This is a genomic window from Shewanella sp. 10N.286.54.B9 (genome assembly GCF_041468565.1).
Classification (GTDB): domain Bacteria; phylum Pseudomonadota; class Gammaproteobacteria; order Enterobacterales; family Shewanellaceae; genus Shewanella.
The window spans coordinates 74664-92068 of the sequence record NZ_JBFRIY010000024.1; the positions used below are offsets into that span (position 1 = coordinate 74664).

Annotated in this window: 12 protein-coding genes; 6 read left to right on the forward strand and 6 right to left on the reverse strand. The window is 43.1% G+C overall.

Translation table 11 applies throughout. The features are described 5' to 3' along the window. The first annotated feature begins 44 nt into the window (after positions 1-44). The 3 genes from AB4135_RS09395 (at position 45) to AB4135_RS09405 (ending at position 4469) form a co-directional block, all read left to right on the forward strand. A complete protein-coding gene (locus tag AB4135_RS09395) occupies positions 45-989 on the forward strand; it encodes a DUF808 domain-containing protein (RefSeq protein WP_371992303.1) in 945 nt (314 codons plus the stop codon). 206 nt (positions 990-1195) lie between these two features. Further along, complete coding sequence (locus AB4135_RS09400; protein WP_371992305.1) at positions 1196-2284, forward strand: endonuclease/exonuclease/phosphatase family protein; 1089 nt, start codon at positions 1196-1198, stop codon at positions 2282-2284. A gap of 223 nt (positions 2285-2507) precedes the next feature. Continuing rightward, a complete protein-coding gene (locus tag AB4135_RS09405; RefSeq protein WP_371992307.1) occupies positions 2508-4469 on the forward strand; it encodes a collagenase in 1962 nt (653 codons plus the stop codon). A 201-nt stretch (positions 4470-4670) separates the two neighbouring features. Here the strand turns inward: AB4135_RS09405 and AB4135_RS09410 are convergent, their stop codons facing one another. Together AB4135_RS09410 and AB4135_RS09415 are read right to left on the reverse strand one after the other, a co-directional pair. After that, a complete protein-coding gene (locus tag AB4135_RS09410; RefSeq protein ID WP_371992309.1) occupies positions 4671-6257 on the reverse strand; it encodes an Ig-like domain-containing protein in 1587 nt (528 codons plus the stop codon). A 535-nt stretch (positions 6258-6792) separates the two neighbouring features. Further along, a complete protein-coding gene (locus tag AB4135_RS09415) occupies positions 6793-7677 on the reverse strand; it encodes a helix-turn-helix transcriptional regulator (RefSeq protein ID WP_371992311.1) in 885 nt (294 codons plus the stop codon). A 382-nt stretch (positions 7678-8059) separates the two neighbouring features. On the opposite strand from AB4135_RS09415, the gene AB4135_RS09420 reads away from it, so the two are divergent. Both AB4135_RS09420 and AB4135_RS09425 read left to right on the forward strand, forming a co-directional pair. Beyond that, on the forward strand, positions 8060-9829 hold the full coding sequence (locus tag AB4135_RS09420) for an alkaline phosphatase (RefSeq protein WP_371992312.1): 1770 nt from the start codon (positions 8060-8062) through the stop codon (positions 9827-9829). 307 nt (positions 9830-10136) lie between these two features. Next, positions 10137-10697, forward strand: coding sequence for a phosphoribosyltransferase (locus AB4135_RS09425; RefSeq protein ID WP_220738440.1), 561 nt, complete (start codon positions 10137-10139; stop codon positions 10695-10697). 80 nt (positions 10698-10777) lie between these two features. On the opposite strand, the gene pepN is transcribed toward AB4135_RS09425, so the two are convergent. The 4 genes from pepN to AB4135_RS09445 form a co-directional block, all read right to left on the reverse strand. After that, positions 10778-13414 (reverse strand): aminopeptidase N, encoded by a 2637-nt coding sequence (pepN, locus tag AB4135_RS09430; protein ID WP_371992314.1) that lies wholly within the window; start codon positions 13412-13414, stop codon positions 10778-10780. Positions 13415-13534: 120 nt separating this feature from the next. Then, positions 13535-14128 (reverse strand): penicillin-binding protein activator LpoB, encoded by a 594-nt coding sequence (gene lpoB, locus AB4135_RS09435; protein ID WP_371992316.1) that lies wholly within the window; start codon positions 14126-14128, stop codon positions 13535-13537. 23 nt (positions 14129-14151) lie between these two features. Beyond that, a complete protein-coding gene (locus AB4135_RS09440) occupies positions 14152-15519 on the reverse strand; it encodes a COG3014 family protein (RefSeq protein ID WP_371992317.1) in 1368 nt (455 codons plus the stop codon). Between the two features lie 258 nt (positions 15520-15777). Beyond that, positions 15778-15990, reverse strand: a complete 213-nt coding sequence (locus tag AB4135_RS09445; protein ID WP_371992319.1) for a SlyX family protein — start codon at positions 15988-15990, stop codon at positions 15778-15780. 449 nt (positions 15991-16439) lie between these two features. Between AB4135_RS09445 and fkpA the strand changes: the two genes are divergently transcribed. After that, positions 16440-17213: an FKBP-type peptidyl-prolyl cis-trans isomerase gene (fkpA, locus tag AB4135_RS09450; RefSeq protein WP_371992321.1), complete on the forward strand. Its 774-nt coding sequence runs from the start codon at positions 16440-16442 to the stop codon at positions 17211-17213. The last annotated feature ends 192 nt before the right edge of the window (positions 17214-17405 follow it).

Below are 17405 nucleotides of genomic sequence, written 5' to 3' on the forward strand. Positions count from 1 at the left end.
GCGACATGCTTTAAACGCAGTATCAATCAATTAAAGGAGTTACTATGGCAGGGGCGAGCTTATTAACCTTGTTAGATGATATTGCCACAATTTTGGATGATGTGGCTGCGATGAGTAAAATTGCCGCGCGTAAAACCGCAGGGGTGTTAGGAGATGATTTAGCACTTAACGCCCAACAGGTTACAGGTGTTTCAGCTGATAGAGAGCTGCCTGTTGTTTGGGCTGTGGCAGTGGGTTCGTTTAAGAATAAGTGCATCTTAGTCCCAGCAGCTATGCTCATCAGTGCATTTATTCCTTGGGCCGTAACGCCGTTGTTGATGTTTGGCGGTTTATTCCTTTGCTATGAAGGCTTCGAGAAAATCTATCATAGTTATCAAGTAAAGCGGCAAGATCAAACCGCTACACAAGCCTTACCTGAAGAGGTGATTGGCGATCTTAAGGACTATGAGCAACGTAAAGTAAAGGGAGCCATTAGAACTGACTTTGTACTCTCTGCTGAGATTATTGCGATTACCTTGGGGATTGTTGCGGACAAAAGCCTAACCACTCAGTTTTTCACCCTAAGCGTGATTGCTATCGTCATGACCATAGGTGTATATGGCCTAGTGGCGGGGATTGTAAAAATTGACGATGCTGGTCTGTATTTAAGTCAGCGTCAGGGCGAAAGTTTAACTGCCCGTTTTAAGCGTCGATTTGGTTTCATGTTACTCAACTCCGCGCCCTATTTAATGAAAACGTTATCTGTAGTCGGTACTATCGCCATGTTTATGGTTGGTGGTGGAATTTTAACTCATGGCTTGCACTGGGTTAGCGATCGCATAAGCCAAGTTGCCGTTTATATTGAAAGCGTAGCGGTTGTTGGCCCTGTATTATCATTTGTTACACCGAGTATTTTAAACTCTATTTTTGGCGTTATTGCAGGGGCAATGGCAGTGATAATGATGCAGCTATTTCTCACGCTAAAAGGTGATAAGCCTGCTAGCCATTAAACCCAGTCAGGGAACGTTCGTTGGACAATAATACTCAGTAAAATGAAACAACAACTTTTCAAGCTAAAAGGTGATAAGTCTGTTAGCCACTCAATCCGGTGAGGGAGCGTTCGTTGGACAATAATACTCAGTAAAATGAAACAACAACTTTTCAAGCTAAAAGGTGATAAGCCTGCTAGCCATTAAAGCCAGTCTGGGAGCGTTCGTTGGACAATAATGCACAGCAAAATGAAACAACAACGTTTCTAGCTAAAGTGGCGAGTTTCAACTTGTTCAATTATATCGAACCGCCGCTTGCCTACTATGATTTTGAGAATATCTATAGTGATGAGCAGTGGGCTAAGAAACAGCGTTGGTTAGCCAATTTTTTAGCTGAGCAGCAGCCTGATATTATTGGCTTTCAAGAAGTTTTCTCTGCAGAGGCTTTAGCGACTCAGGCTCGCGAAGCCGGGCTTGAGCATTTTGCCGTTGTCGATCAACCGAGTATTGTTGATGATTTTATCTGCCGTGACCCGGTGGTTGCAATCGCTTCGAAATATCCCTTAGAGCAGGTGCGGTCAATAGAAGTTGATAGTGATTATGCCAAAGCTCTGGGTCTAGATAATTCATTTAAATACAGCCGTAAACCGCTAAGAGCCACCGTTGTGTTGCCAGACATTGGCCACTGCGATATCTATGTCGTACACCTTAAATCCAAAAGAGCATCATTAGATGAATTGCCGCCAGCGCAAAGCATGAATGTAAAGAATAATGGCAAAGCTAACTTTGGTGAGTTGCTTGGGCGTAATGTGCTTGGTCAATGGGCATCAGGTATTCAAAGGGGCAGTGAAGCGACCTTGTTATTTCATACGATGATGCAGCGGCGAATTGAAACCCAAAATGCGATGATATTACTGGGCGACTTTAATGATTCTTTGAGCCATCAACCTTTGTCTTTGTTATTGACTCAGGAGTTACGGTTTGAAAAAGAGGGAGTGGGAGAGTTAGCAAGCTATCCGCTATCTGATGCCTACCAGCTATATTGTCAAAGAGAAGGAGAGGTGAATGCTGAGACTGTTTCAGCTGAAAGCTCGATTGTTTCTGAAAGGCAAGCGACCCATTATTACGGCACTCAAGGAAACGTACTCGATTATATTTTGCTGTCTCAAGATTTTAACCCCCATTTTCATACTAGCACTGCAGAAGTTACTGACTATCATACTGAAGATCGCCATTTGATTAACCCTCAATATGAGCGTGATAGTCACAGTACTGATCATGCTCCTGTATTGTGTACCATCGTTTCTCGGCGATAGCGCTACCTATTGTTCTCTACTGCTTTTCTTTGCTTGTTACTTATTGTTATCTCACTCTTTTCTGATTAGCTCCTTTCATTATTATTACTACAATATAAGTGTGTTGGTATATTGTATTCATTTTGTTAGTATATTGTATACCTTGTGCTATTTGGGAATGGAAATAGATTTTCTACTATAGCGTCATCAATAAAAGCAATAAATATTAATAGGGAGTTTGAGTATGTCTTTTCGATTATCAGGATTAAGTATCGCGTTGTGCTTAACATTGGCAGCTTGCGGTGGTGGTGGAGGTGACACACCTGCTCCGGTTACGCCAGAGATTCCAGATCCCGTTGTACCCGATCCCGTTGTACCAGATCCTGATCCTGCTACTCCAGAAACACCTGCAGCAGGCTTAATTACGCTCAATTCCGCTATTAAGCATATCTCGTTAACTGAGCCTCGCGCATATTTTGTTGATGTCACCGAGGCTGCTCCCACTTTGATTGTTGGCCTAATGGCTGGTGAAGCGGGTACCAATATTGGCGACCCAGCACTTTATGTTAGAGCTTTAAATGAAGCATCAAGTGGTGAAGATGGTGAATTTGATTGTGTTTCTAATTACCGCAGCGGCGAGTTTGAATATTGCATCATCGATGATGTTGAGCCAGGTCGTTACCATATTTTAGTTGATGCAAGTATTGCTAGTGCAGCGGTAGATGCCACGCTCTATACCAGCACCACTTTGTTTAATAGCAGCAAGCGCTGTGATGAGGTTGATGTTCAGGTACGTGGGCAGGATTTAACCGCACAGCAAACTGATGAAGTATGTCTCTCACTAAAGGACACCAAAGCACGTTTCGATGCAACGATAGATAGTACTATTTCGCCAGCATTCGGTGACAGTGTTGCTGGTGATAAAAATAACATCACTAATGTTAATATTTTTTCAAGCCAGCGAAATCATAAGTCATGGGTTAAGCATCTTTTATATAATGATAATAGCACAGGTATTTACTTCGAATTTAAATCAACAGAGTGGCTGCACCGTTCTGATGTGTTCACCTTTAACGCACTTGAGTGGAATGGCGGTAGGCATAGAATCCGTTCACTAGATCATGAGTATACTCATGCGTTAGATGCGCGTTATAACAAAGAGGGCGAATACAACGAATCTAAAGACTTTAATTGGTGGGGCGAAGGTTTAGCAGAGTACATTGGCATTCATTACAATAACCCTTACCAAAATATGACCACTGCAAACGAGACGACTCAATACAGTTTACAGCAAGTCTTTAATGGTAATGCAGATAATTATACTTGGGGACAGTTAGTTTTTACGTTCTTAATAGAGCAGAAACCAGCAATAGTCACCGAAATTTTAACGCAGATGCGTGCGGGAGACTGGGATGAGCTGGACACTTTTCTCACTCAGGTCGCGACGGACAATCAAGCTGATTTCGAAACTTGGTACCAAAATGGACTAAAGACAGACTATGCTGCAAGTGCAACCTCAATTGCAGTTGGAAGCTATATCGAATTAGGTGGTCGTGGTGGACGCCTTTATTCCGTTGATGTCCCAGCTGGATTGGATTCTATTACTTTTAGTACTTCTGGTGGTTCTGCTGATATTGATCTCTATGTCAATCAAGGCGCAGCCTATCACCCAAGCGACGCAGATGTTGCAACGGGTCAATCGGTAACGAATGCGAGTAATGAAGAGGCCATCACTATCGCCTCTCCAACTGCCGGAGAGTACTTTATCGTAGCAGCAGATGACTTTGGTGGTTCAGATATCATTGATGCTTACCTTTCTGTCTGTAGCGGTGAAAACTGCTCAGTGGAGTTGCCTGAACCTATGGCAATCACCTATGAAGTTGAGCCATATATGCCATATTGGCCTGCAAAAGGTACTATTGGTAATTGTTCATTTGCCGATAAGTACACTCGTGGTGCAAACAATGCGCAAGACTTTAGCATTACCAACATGACTGATACTGCAATGAACCTTTACTGGGTAAGCAATGAAACGGGTGTTAAGACTGGTGATTCCTATGCTTCACTTGGCAAAGATGACGTTTACTCTGAAACATACTGGAAGCTTGGTGACAGAATCATGCTGACCGATCCTGCCGGAGAATGTGTCGGTGTAGCCATTCTTAACGATAGTAATAACGAGTTTGAGATTACCGCTCAAGAGTAAGATTGGCATCGTTTGATCTTTTGCAACAAAGCTCAGCATCTTAGCTGAGCTTTTTTGTGCAAAGCGTTAATAGGGATTTTTCTAGACATGCCAGCATGATTGAATCGCTCTAATTTTCCAGTTTTGGATATTAAGAAAACTGCAGCAGACTTCAATGTCAGCTGTTTAAAATGATAAACCGCTGGCGTGTTAGATAAGTCTCTATTTATGTACTTTTCCTATTTGAGCTGCTCTTTCATCGAAGTCATCAGCATGACATCCTTGGCAGCTGTCTGAGGCTCTTAACCACGGCTTATTGTACTCGCCGTCTAACGAGAAGTGGCTGGCATCGTTTGACTCCACAGAGATGTTAATCTTGAACATATGTGAAGCGCTAGGCATATGACAATCGGTACACTCGGCTACGGCTTGATGTGCTAAAGCACCGCCTGCTCCAGGGGCATCAGCAAACTCCATGCTATGACAATCGGTACATTTTGCTACCATCGCATTCCCATGACCTGGTTGATCTTGATTGTGCTCAGACTGATGAGGGTTGTGGCAGGTTGAGCATTTAAAGCCTTTCTTTTTACCTAAGGCTTCACCTGTATCAGGATCGGTTCCTATCATGGTTGTTGCTGCATGTCTGCCACCGCGTCCGCCTCTGCCGCCACCATTCTTGTCTATACGTCCGCCCTGTGTGTCGCCGCCAAAGACGGTGTTCAATGGCGAGATATATTCAGGGTAGCGTTTTATTGAGTCATCGACTGTATGGCACTCAACACAGGCCACGGCTTTACCGAATCCCATGTCTTCTGCTAGATAGTCTTCAGTAATACGTGCGGTAGCGACTTTATCTATGTTTGCTTTTGATGGGTTGCTGATATGCTCGCTGCCTGCACCATGGCAACTTTCACACTGCACACCCGTTAACGCAAAGGTGCCACCCATACCTGGCATGTCATCTTGCCTATTTAAATTACGATAGTCGCCAGTTCCTTCAGTGTAGTCTTTCCAACCTGTGGTATGGCATCTACCGCAGTAGTCATATGGATGAGAATCTGCTGCGTCATTCGGTGCATATGGCCACATCATCTCTGGCGTGATTTCATGGCCTTTGGGTAGTACTGCACTACCGACTTTACTCCCCGTCATAATATAGCCATTCATGTCGATGAACATGGCGCTACTTTTGTAGCCGCCAATCACATAGCTAATGTCTTCCCATCCGGCAGGATTGCCTAAGGAGTTATTAACCCCATCAATTAATTCCATCGCACCGGTAATTGATGAGAATGGGTAGCTAGGTGCTTGTCCGTCGACAATCTTGTTTAATTTGAAGTTGTGCCCCGTTTCGAAGTAACTCTTTTTATCTGTATGGCATGAAACACAGGTATTTGAACCAACGTAAGCCAGTGAGTTTGATATCACGATAATAGTGACAGTCGATTCTGCTTCCCCAGCATTTCCATCGGAGATGTTGTATTTAACTGTGGTGGTGCCGACTTCAACGGGGTCGAACAAAATCTTGTTATCTTGAATCGATGCAGTGCCTGTCCCGGCTGTTACCTCTGCGGTTTCGATGGTTAAAGCGTCACCGTCGGCATCGGTATCGTTGGCCAAGGCATCGATGAGTATACTCGTTCCAAGGGTAGCTTCTACATCGGAAGGGTTAGCGATTGGAGGTGTATTTTCAATCGGTGGAGGAAGGGGGTTATCGTTATCACTGCCACAAGCGACCAGTAAAGAGATGGTGCTAGCCAATAGAAGTTTTCTACAGGGGGTTTGTAAGTTTAGTATTCTCATCATGTCATACCCTTAAAGTTACTCACTTTCGATGTAAGTTGTAATTGTTTATCGAATTATCGTGAAGCGATAAAAACTAAGTTATTTGATGCATTTTTAGTGCGGCTTATTAAATAACTAGTGATTTTCATTTATAAAATAGATGTAAGAGTTGGCGGGGGATTTAGCTGTCAGTGATAAATATTATTATTGATTTGTCACTTTTACATTAAGCTAAATTAGTCATCTAATATTGATGCTAACCAATCACGCTGCAACTATTTTAATATTGTTAAATTAGTTGAGTGCTTGATGACGTGGCATGGACATTTAGGCTTTAAAATGGTGTTTTTCGAACCTGCCACAAATTTTGTGAACTTCGACAGAGAAAATCATCACTTAAAGCGTATTTAAATAGTGGCTTATATTTAAAAATGGTTGTTAACCATATTCTATTAATGACAATTAATAATTTTAATGGCTGTAGTTTTAAATGTTTAATTATTGGCTGAAACAGCTGTGGCGGCAAAAGGGGATAAATTGTGCTGACAATTGCAGGTCATTTTGTTTTAAAGTCGCATTTGAATTGAGAGGGCGTTGTAAAACAGTGCCTTTTAAAAAACTTCACAAAATAGGTGACATCGTCGAAACCAAGCTCATAGGCTATATCCTGCACTTGAGAGCTTTGAATGGTCAGCCTTCTCTTTATCTCTAGTATTGTATGGGCATCTATCAGCTGTTTGGCGGTTTGGTTACAGGCTAGCTTGCAAAGCTGGTTTAATGATTTGTAAGAGAGGTGCATCATTTCAGCGTAAGCGGAAGCGTCTCTGGTTTCTGTAAACTTGGTCTCGATTAGCATTAAAAAATGATTGAAGCGTAAGGCTTGGGTTTCACTTAGGTGCTGTATATTCTCTTTTCGTTGTGGAGCCAATAGTACAAAAAGGGATGAAAACAGCAGCTGAACTAATAGTGGGTCACAATCCTCACCTGTTTGCGCTTTTACTATTTCGAGTAATAATGCATTACATGTCTCAATTGAATTGCTGTTTAAAGTGAACACAGACTTGTATGAGCGAGTAAGGTGGGCGGGAGAAAACAGCGGTAGGCGAATATTGGCTTGTATCGATGTAAAGAAATCTTCTGTGACATTAATCATCTTTCCCTGTGGACGACTATCTAAATCAAATGCATGAACCTGATTTTTATTGACGGATATAAAGCTTCCTTTTTTAAAAGGGTGATACTTAAAATCAATAAAGTGGCCACCAGAACCATCGGTGATATAGATAAAACAAAAATAATTAATTCGATGAGGCTTAGCAGGATCAAATTTACACTGGGAGAGTTTACGGTAGAAAGTATCAAGATCTAAAACTTCTACGCCAGACATCTTGATGCTAGGCGCTCTAAATTCAACATTAGGTACATCTTTTAAGTTCTGCATTTGAGCGACGTTCATCTGTGTTGATAGAAGATAATACTAGCCATTTTTCTTTTTTATATTGCGGTTCGCTCTACTATGGAGTTGCAAGCAATACTAATCAACATCGTTGTCGGTAAATTGCAATAAAGCTCAAATTAATATTTAAGTCCTGCTCTGCGTTTTAATCTCGTGTTTGGTTGCTACGCCGTTGCCATAAACTGTTGCGATCTAGAGCGCATTTATCATGACTGTTCATAGTGAAATGTACTTCAGTGGTTACTCATATTTGTCGTTAACAAATACTTTACGAGATTGTCACGAATATGTAATAGTTGCTAATTACCATCCAGACTCATTAGACCTCGTACCACTAAAGTAAAATAATATTAAGGGAATAATAATAATGAAACGACCTTTTTCACGAAGAGATTTTCTTGCCATGTCTGCTAAAGGCGTCGGCGCAGCAGTAGTATCATACGGCCTGATGGGCTGCAGCAGCGATGATGACGACGAAAGCGTTATAGCGGCGGAATTCTTGCACGGCGTAGCCAGTGGCGATCCGAGTCATGATGCTATCATTTTGTGGAGCCGAGTATCGCCGATGTCCACAGGTGATATCAAAGTATCCTGGGAAGTGGCTACCGATAGTGCATTTAGTCAGGTGGTCACTAATGGTGAAATGATCACTAATAGTGATAGAGATTATACGGTAAAAATTGATGCGACTGGACTTGAAGCCGGTAGCCAATACTTTTACCGTTTTAAGGCTGGCAAGAATACCTCTCCTCCTGGTATGGCTAAAACTTTACCTCAAGGCGCGCTCGCACAAGCCAAATTTGCCGTGCTGTCATGTGCGAACTTCCCCGCTGGTTACTTTAATGTCTATGAAATGGCATCGAGAATGGATGACTTGGATGCGGTCATTCATCTGGGGGATTATATCTACGAATACGCACGTGGCGAATATGCCAGTGAGCATGCAGCAGAGCTTGGACGTGAAGTTTTACCTGAAGGTGAGCTATTTAGCTTAACCGATTATCGTACGCGTTATGGACAATACCGCAGTGATTTGAGTTTACAAAAGCTACATGCAAAGACTGCTTTCATCACGGTTTGGGATGATCACGAAGTGGCTAATGATAGCTGGCGCGAAGGGGCTGAGAATCACAACGATAATGAAGGTGACTTTGATGCGCGTAAAGAGGGGGCTTTACAGGCCTATTTCGAGTGGTTGCCTATTCGTCCATGGCGCGAGGGTAATCATGAAGAGATCTACCGTAGCTTCCAGTTTGGTGATCTCGTTGACCTGCATATGCTAGATACACGACTACTCGGTCGAGATAAGCCGCTTGAATACTCAGATTATATGGATCCAGCAACGGGTGGGTTAGATAGCACACGTTTTATGGCTGATGTTACCGACACTAATAGAACCATGCTTGGGCAGGAGCAGCAAACGTGGTTACAGTCGACGTTATTGACATCAACCGCCAAATGGCAAGTGCTCGGGCAGCAAGTGTTAATGGGGCAGATGATGCTGCCAGCAGCGATCGCTACACAGCAGTTATCTATCCCTGAATTTGGCCAATTAGCCGCGTTGGCAGGTTTTGCCGCCAGAGCACAAGCGGGCGATCCGACACTAACCGAAGATGAGCTTAAATATCTGCAGTTTTATGGCCACAAGCTAACGCCCGAGGCGATGGCGCTGATACAGCTGCCGTCAATTCCTTACAACTTAGATGCTTGGGATGGATACGCCTATGAGCGTGAAGTTATCTTAGCTACGGCAAAGTCATTGGCAAAGAATCTTGTAGTGATAGCAGGTGATACTCATAACGCTTGGGCTAATGTGCTTAAAGATGCTGCTGGCGATGCAGTTGGGGTTGAATTTGCAACCAGCTCTGTATCATCTCCAGGACTTGAATATTACCTAGGGATCGATGCTAAGGATATTCCGGCAACAGAAGAGGCCATTTTAGGGCTTGTCGATAATCTTAAATACGCTAATTTAATGAACCGCGGAATGTTGACGCTAACCTTCACCCATGAAGAGGTTCGCAGCGATTGGCGTTATGTTGACACAATACTGACCCGAGGCTTTGTTGAAGATACTGAACGTAATCATTCCATGGTTACTAAAGCTGGAACGCCCAGCCTAGCACCGCTCGTTTAGTCATAGCATTTTAATAACGGCCACCCATTAGGTGGCCATTTTTTTATGGCAAAATTATAGTGTTAGCCGCTTTAATCGCTGCTTTAATTACATTTGAATGAGATAAGCCACAAGTTTGTGGCTTTTTTGCAGCATTAGTCGTTTTTTTAGTATAAAATTCGCCTCCAAAATCGGGTGGGTGCCTACACTTTAAACAGTTGTGCTAGAGGAAAACTAGCAAGGGCCTATTTCAGAGTTTGGAATAGTGTCTAACAGCTGCATTTTGAGACCCAAAATAAGATAACTATACCAAGATGGGGACGGTCAGATGTCAGATAAACGCTTTATAACAGCGCAGGAATTACTAGAAGATTCTTTCCGCTTAGCGGCTCAGGTTTACGAAAGTGGATTTCGTCCACAATTTATTGTGGGTATATGGCGTGGTGGTGCACCAATTGGTATTGCCGTACAAGAGTTTTTTGATTTTAAGAAAGTAGAAACTGACCACATTGCCGTTCGTACTTCTTCATACTACGGTATTAATCAACAAAGTAAGCAGATTAAAGTGCACGGCTTACATTATATCGTTGAAAACGCTAACGCAGATGACGGTTTATTAATTGTTGATGACGTGTTTGATTCCGGTCGCAGTGTACACGCACTTAAAGATAAATTAAGTGACCTAATGCGTTTGAACATGCCAAAAGATGTGCGCATTGCGTGTCCATACTACAAGCCTAAAAACACAGCAGTACCGCTAACGCCTGATTACTTCATACACGAGTCTGAAGAGTGGTTAGTGTTCCCCCATGAAGTTGCAGGGCTTTCAGCAGAAGAACTTGCTGAAGGGAAAGGCGATTTGAAAAATATTAAAGACTTATTCGTTTAATTGATTAAGTGCATAAAAAAGCCACCGTTAAGGTGGTTTTTTTGTTATCTAGGGATGCTTTATAGCGAGGCTATTGCTTATCAGTGACTCATCTTGGATTTTATCAGCAAACACTTCTGCTCCTGAGCGATCGTTTCTTTGAGCGCGCGCTGTGTGCCATCAGTGAATTGATTTTTAGTTTGTAAGTTTTGCAAGGCGCTGACACTGGCATAGCTGCAATCTGTCGGGATAAGGTATTTGGCATAACTCCGCATAAATACCGGCCCTTTTTCGCTGTCCAGCTTGGCTAGTGTTGTTAAGCGCTGCTCAGTTGTGACGGTATTAAGTGCTTTTTGTTCACTAGGATAAAGGTTTTCCATTATGGTGCGCTGCTTGGAAAAAGGCAGATTTGTTTGTTGCTGAATACGAGTTAGCCACTGACGTTTCTTAAGCGCATCAGGACGAGACACTTCGGCCGCTAAGGCTGCTTTTTGTCCTGAATCACTACTGTCGATATCACGCTCTTTTCGTAGCCAATACATCGCACTGGGGTAATCATAACGATTTAAGTGAGTTATCATCAACCAGCGCAGATCTTGGTCTAGCACTAACCCTTTAATAGAGGCTTTATTACTCAGTAGCGCATCGATATGGTTGAGTGCATCTTTACTGCGTGCAAAGCTGACATAGTTTTCAAACCATCGACGTTGAAAGTCTCTGCTGCTGCGATTGATCATCACCTTTCTTAAGCTCATCTGTTCAATGGCTCTAATTGCCTGTTTGGCAAAGCGCTGGTTGCTCGGTGACATCTTGTCGAGGTAAATACGAGTTTTAGATAAACTCTTAAGTACTTGTCCCACAATGGTGTCATCCGTTTCTCCCGGCAAATTGACCAGCACTGCACCCATGTAATCGTTCAGTGAGAGATTGCCGTCTTCGACACTGTCCCACAAGCTTTGCCAGAGCATAGAACGCAGCAATGGGTCATGTACAAGGCGTAAATTTTGTTTTGCGGTTTTGAAAGAAACCGGATCTAGAATGACTTTTACGAAACCCCAATCTTGATAGTTAGGGTAGACAAGGTCAGGGCAGTGTAGGCCAACTAAGCTAGTGACCTTGGTAGTGGCGCCTTTATAGGTTACCGGCATACTAATATTATGATGTAGACGATTACGCCCTTGAGTAAATAAGCCTATTTGGACCCGTTGTTCACGCAAGGTCGATAGGGTATTGCTAGGGGCTGACTGCGTCAGGTTAAACTGTGTAATGCGGCCATTTTCACAACTGAAATCGGCTTTAATGCTATTCACTCCAGCTTTATAAAGCCATTGCTGACTCCAGGTGGTGAGGTTTTTATTGGCTGCATTACCTAGACTTTTAATAAAATCATTGAGTTCGGCATTTTGGTAGCTGTATTGCAATAGGTAATCTTGTACACCTTTCTGGAAAGCTTTTTCGCCTAACAAATGGTTTAGTTGATTTAAGGTTGAAGCCCCTTTTGAGTAGGTGATCGCATCTATATTATCAAAAGCGTTTTGCGAACTAGCAACGGGAACCTCGATAGGGTGAGTGCTAGCTTGGCTATCTAAGTGATAAGCACTTTGTTTGTTATTGGCATAAAAGGTACGCCATGCATGTTTAAATTCTGTAGCTTCAGCGGTGGCTAAAGTCCCCATAAATGAAGCAAAACTTTCATTGAGCCATAAGCCATTCCACCACTTCATTGTCACTAAGTTACCAAACCACTGGTGAGCCATTTCATGCATGATCACACCGGCTAAACGCTGTTTCTGTGCGGCAGTCATTTCGCTATGAAACAGAAAACGACTTTCGCTGAAGGTGATTGCTGCAGCATTTTCCATGGCGCCATAGAGGAAGTCTGGTACCAATACTTGATCGTATTTTTTAAACGGGTAGGGGATGCCGAAATAGTCGTCGAAAAACTCAAGCCCTTGTTGAGTATAAGTAAACCAGTCTTGTGGGGAGACTTGCTCTGCGACAGATTGACGCGCAAATAAGCGTAGCGGATAGGGGCCGCTGTCATCGGTCCACTGGTGGTAAGGGCCAGCATGCATTGAGAAATTATAGGGGCTCAACTTAGGCGATTGCGGAAATAGCCATTGGCGAGTATCGCCAAGCTCTGCAATTGAAGACTCACGCATTGCACTTATGACGCTCCACTCTTTGGGCGCTGTGACTGAGAGGGTAAAATTGGCTTTTAGATCTGGTTGATCAAACACGGCAAACATCTGCTGCGCTGCAGCTGGCTCAAAATGAGAATAGAGATAAACCTTGCCGTCAATCGGGTCGACAAAGCGGTGTAAACCTTCGCCATTAGTACTGTGTTCACGGCTAAATTGCACTTCAACTGTGTTGTTACCCGTGCTGAGTAAGCCTGGGTTTAAGGTGATATAACTGCCGTTGTAGTTTGGGTACACCTTTTTACCATTAATACTAAAATGGCTAATGGTAGCTTGGTTTAGATCGAGCGTGAGTGCTTTGCTGGTGTCGCTGAGGTTGAAGTTAACAATAGTGGTTGCTGAAAATCGATTTTCGCCAGTTAAGCTAAAGGCCAAATCATATTTTACATCAGAGATCCTTGCTGAGCGCTGCATGGCTGATTGTTGGCTTATATACGGTGTGCCGTCTCGTACAGATATCGGCTCTCGTGGAGTCGAGTTGCATGCACTTAGCATGATAGAGAATAGAGCAACTAGCACAGTATAAAACAGCTTCAAAACAGCATCCTTTTAATTAGCGATTTGGATAAGCTGCATACGGTACCCTATTTCTGCTGTGCGCAGAAGTTTAAATGAAAAAGCCAGCGAGATGCTGGCTTTTAATTGGTGAGCAAGTCGTTACATTCCTAAGAACGACTTAGACTTAACTTTACGGATCTCTTTTTCGTCAGACCATTCAATCAGGCCTGTTTCTAGATCCATCAAACGCATAGTCATTTTGTAGTAGACATCTTTTGTGCTGCCATCTTGCTTAACGATGCTAGATAGGTTGCCGTAAAGCATGTACTGTGCGCCGATTTGACGACCAAAGCTTATCGCAGTCGACGGGTCAACCATACCTGAATTGTTCTGGTAATCGAGCTGCTTACGTACAGAGTCAACTTTGGTCATATCGATAAAACGGAATTTGCCAGAACGCAACAGCTTGTTGCTGATGGAGTCAGTGACTGATTCAGTGTCGATATGCTCAGAGGTTTTGTTTTTAATTTTATCAACGAAGATGATTGGACGTTCGTTCGCTGTAATCGCAACAACAGGCGGGAAAGTCAGCATGCTATCAACCATTTTAGCTGAGATAGCTTGTAGATCAGTTGAGCCGAAGTTCTCATTGACGGTTTCCACTTCCGTGGCATCACCATATTCAACTTTTGATTGGCACGCAGACAAGCCGATAACTGCTGCGAGAATAAAAATAACTTTTAAATGTTTCATATTAAGTTCCATACAAGTGATTGCTAAATGATTATTGAATAAAAACGGGTATAATTGCCAGTATCAATGGCCCAAATCAGCGTGGTGCGGCCAGTTTCAACTTTAATTGTATTTGCTGCAGCATTGTCGAGCTTAACCGAATAGCTACCAGCTTTAACATAACTACGGGCAATTTGTGCTTGTTCAGGCAAGGTCAGCCAACTGCGCCTATCGGCTTGCTCTGATATTACGTTAAAGATCTGCATAGCAATTGAGGCATAATCAGTTTGATTATTGCGGCGTTTGCTATCACTTTCAACACTGCGTGCCATTTCAGACTTGGCGTAGACTCGAGCGGCTTGTCTTACTAGTGCAGCAGGTAAGTCCTCTTTGAGCGCAGTAATGGCTAGTGAGTCTATATTAGCAATGGGCGCTGCAACCAGTTCAGTTCCAAGCCCCTGTATACGACCGGGCTTGACCGATTGTTTGGTTGGAAAGTATGTCGCCAGTGAAGCTGTTTGCCAATTGCCATGAATAGTAAAGGGGACTGTAAGGCTTTGCTTTTCTGGTACAAACCCCCTTTCTAGCATGACGATAACTTGCCCTTCATCTTTTTTGGGAAGGACTGCGTCACCCCAACGCTTTTTAAATTCCTCATATTGAGGCATTGAAAGCTGCTTAGCTAACCTGACTAAGTCTTTCTGTAAGTATGAGTTATTAGGTGAAATTTGCGCTGCTTTACGATAATCAATATAGGCATCATTGGGCTCACCTAAGATCTCGTGCAGCATTCCTGTGGTGTAATAACTATAGGCGTTTAAAAATGAACTGGTGGTACTGCCTGCAGCTTTACCAAGCTTATTGACTTCAGCATCGATGGTGCCATTTGCCATTGCTTGCACAGATTTATTGGATTTTTGATAGCGAGCCTGTTCAGAGCTTTGTAGCTCATTACTGCGACGCACCTCGACTAACGCACCTTCTGCATCACCACTAAAGAGATAGTTAAGTGCTTGGTATTGATGCAGCATCACCCGTTCATATCCTGGGCCGCGGTAGGGGATCACATTATCATTGATGAAGATACTGCTAGCCGTTGCTCCAGCATCGCTCAGGCTGAGCTTTGCTTTATCATCAAAGGCGCGATAAGCATTTACAGCGTCTTGGTAGAAGGTTTTACTGCCTTCAAAGTCGCCTGATATCTGAGCGGAGCGTCCAGCCTCTTGTGCATACAAAAGGCCGTCTGCGCTGGTTATCTCAGGTTCAACAATCTTTGCAGCTTGTTGCGGCGTTGCTGAATTAAGCTGGGCTTTCACCGGAGCGATTTGGGACGGATAGTTGATGAATACGCTGTTAAATGCACACCCACTCAGGCTTAGCATCATAGTCGTTAGCAGCAAGATATTTTTCATGCTAACGCCTCGGTAATGTCTGCTATTAGCATTGGCTTCCTTGTTTGCTTGGGAAATAGATGTGAGCGCTAAACTGCATTATAAATGATAAAGTAATTCAGACTGGCAAATTTATATAAACTTACAAATTTCATCTATATACCGCTATATATACCATATCTAATCTGAACCGAAGATGAATGCAAATAAGCCCCTCGTCACTTAAATATAGCAAGGGTTACTGCTGAACAGAAAGCTTCGCTGATGAACTTTGTGCATTTAATAATGTGGCGGTGGCGTTTCGTCTGCTTGGCTCGCCATATTGCTAGGTTCGACAGATTGTAGTTTACTTAATAATAAACGCAGCTGCTCTTGTTGCAGTGCTACAACATCGTTTAGCTTTATGACTTGTTGGTTGAGCTCTTCGATAGTGCCATCTTGGAACGCCAATTTCATCTCTAACTCTTCAACTCTGTGTTCTATGTTATCCACGTTTACCTCTGATGGATGAGTAAGTACTTTTGGTATTTACTGGTGATGCTCTTAATTAGCACTGGAGTATACAACGCCTTGCAATGTTTGGGGATAGCCGCTGTCGTAACTTGTTTAACTATATTGCGTAGTAAACCAAAGTTGCCTGTTAACCGTTAGGCAGGAAATAACAGCTGTCCAAACAAAGATTGTAATAAATCTATGGTGAACTTGCTTGGGTCTTCGTTGTCTTCTTAATGAATCTTTGTTCATACGAGGGTCATAGCTGTTCAGGCTAGAGACAGTTTGTATGTGTAATATATTAATCTGTATTGAAAAAGTGGCTCAAATCACAGCCGTGCCGCTTTTGTCCAATCAAATTGGAATAACCTATTTAACTAGTATAAAGTGGTTCGCCTAATAAAAGTAAAGGTTATAGTAACCACGTGTAGATGCTGAGGAAGCTTTAAATGAAATCTCTTTATAAATATTCACTAGTGGCTTTGGCCGTTGTTGGTCTTACTGCTTGTAATCAAGAGCAGGAAGCCGTAGCTGCACCTGTCTCTGTAGAATTGAAAACCGAAGCGCAAAAAGAAGCCTACAGCGTTGGCGCGTCGATTGGTACTTATATGGCTGGCCATATCAAGGAGCAAGAAGAGTTAGGGCTAGCGGTTGATAGAGACCTTATCGTGACAGGTTTCAGCGAAGGCCTGAACAGCGAGCTTAAGCTGACTCAAGAAGAGATGCAGACTGTATTGCAGAGCCTTGATGAAAAGCTAAATGAGAAGCGCCAAGCACAAGCTGCAATCCTTGCAGAGAAGAGCTTAGCGGAAAGCGTAGCTTATTTGGAAACAAACAAAGCTAAAGAAGGCGTGACGACAACTGAGTCTGGCCTACAGTATGAAGTATTGACAGAAGGTACTGGTGAGAAGCCTGTTGCTGCTGACACTGTTAAAGTTCATTATGTTGGTACACTAATTGACGGTACTGAGTTCGATAGCTCAGTGGCACGTGGTGAGCCAGCAACTTTCCCTCTTAACCGCGTTATACCTGGTTGGACTGAAGGCGTACAGCTCATGTCTGTGGGTTCTAAGTTTAAGTTCGTGATCCCTGCTAACTTAGCATATGGCGATCGCGACTCGGCAACTATTCCTGCTAACTCAACGTTGGTATTTGAAGTTGAGCTATTAGATATTGAAAAAACTGATGCTGCTGCAGAAGCAAGTGCTGCACACGCGCATTAATCTCTATTGAGATAGAAAAAAGGACGCTTAGGCGTCCTTTTTTAATGGCTGATTATACCAATCAGTATAAGAAGTTGATCTACTCAGAGCGTTTTTGGCACGCTAATTCAAGGCGGATAAATAACATAATGGTTGTTCCCTTATAAGTTTGTTCAACGCAGAAGTAGTAAGCCAAAAACACTCCTACAGGCG

What these genes read in the sequence shown, in the direction of transcription:
- AB4135_RS09395 (WP_371992303.1), top strand. Translation starts at nt 45, where the DNA reads ATGGCAGGGGCGAGCTTATTAACCTTGTTAGATGATATTGCCACAATT.
- AB4135_RS09405 (WP_371992307.1), top strand. Translation starts at nt 2,508, where the DNA reads ATGTCTTTTCGATTATCAGGATTAAGTATCGCGTTGTGCTTAACATTG.
- AB4135_RS09410 (WP_371992309.1), bottom strand. Translation starts at nt 6,257, where the DNA reads ATGATGAGAATACTAAACTTACAAACCCCCTGTAGAAAACTTCTATTG.
- AB4135_RS09415 (WP_371992311.1), bottom strand. Translation starts at nt 7,677, where the DNA reads ATGCAGAACTTAAAAGATGTACCTAATGTTGAATTTAGAGCGCCTAGC.
- AB4135_RS09420 (WP_371992312.1), top strand. Translation starts at nt 8,060, where the DNA reads ATGAAACGACCTTTTTCACGAAGAGATTTTCTTGCCATGTCTGCTAAA.
- AB4135_RS09425 (WP_220738440.1), top strand. Translation starts at nt 10,137, where the DNA reads ATGTCAGATAAACGCTTTATAACAGCGCAGGAATTACTAGAAGATTCT.
- lpoB (WP_371992316.1), bottom strand. Translation starts at nt 14,128, where the DNA reads ATGAAACATTTAAAAGTTATTTTTATTCTCGCAGCAGTTATCGGCTTG.
- AB4135_RS09440 (WP_371992317.1), bottom strand. Translation starts at nt 15,519, where the DNA reads ATGAAAAATATCTTGCTGCTAACGACTATGATGCTAAGCCTGAGTGGG.
- fkpA (WP_371992321.1), top strand. Translation starts at nt 16,440, where the DNA reads ATGAAATCTCTTTATAAATATTCACTAGTGGCTTTGGCCGTTGTTGGT.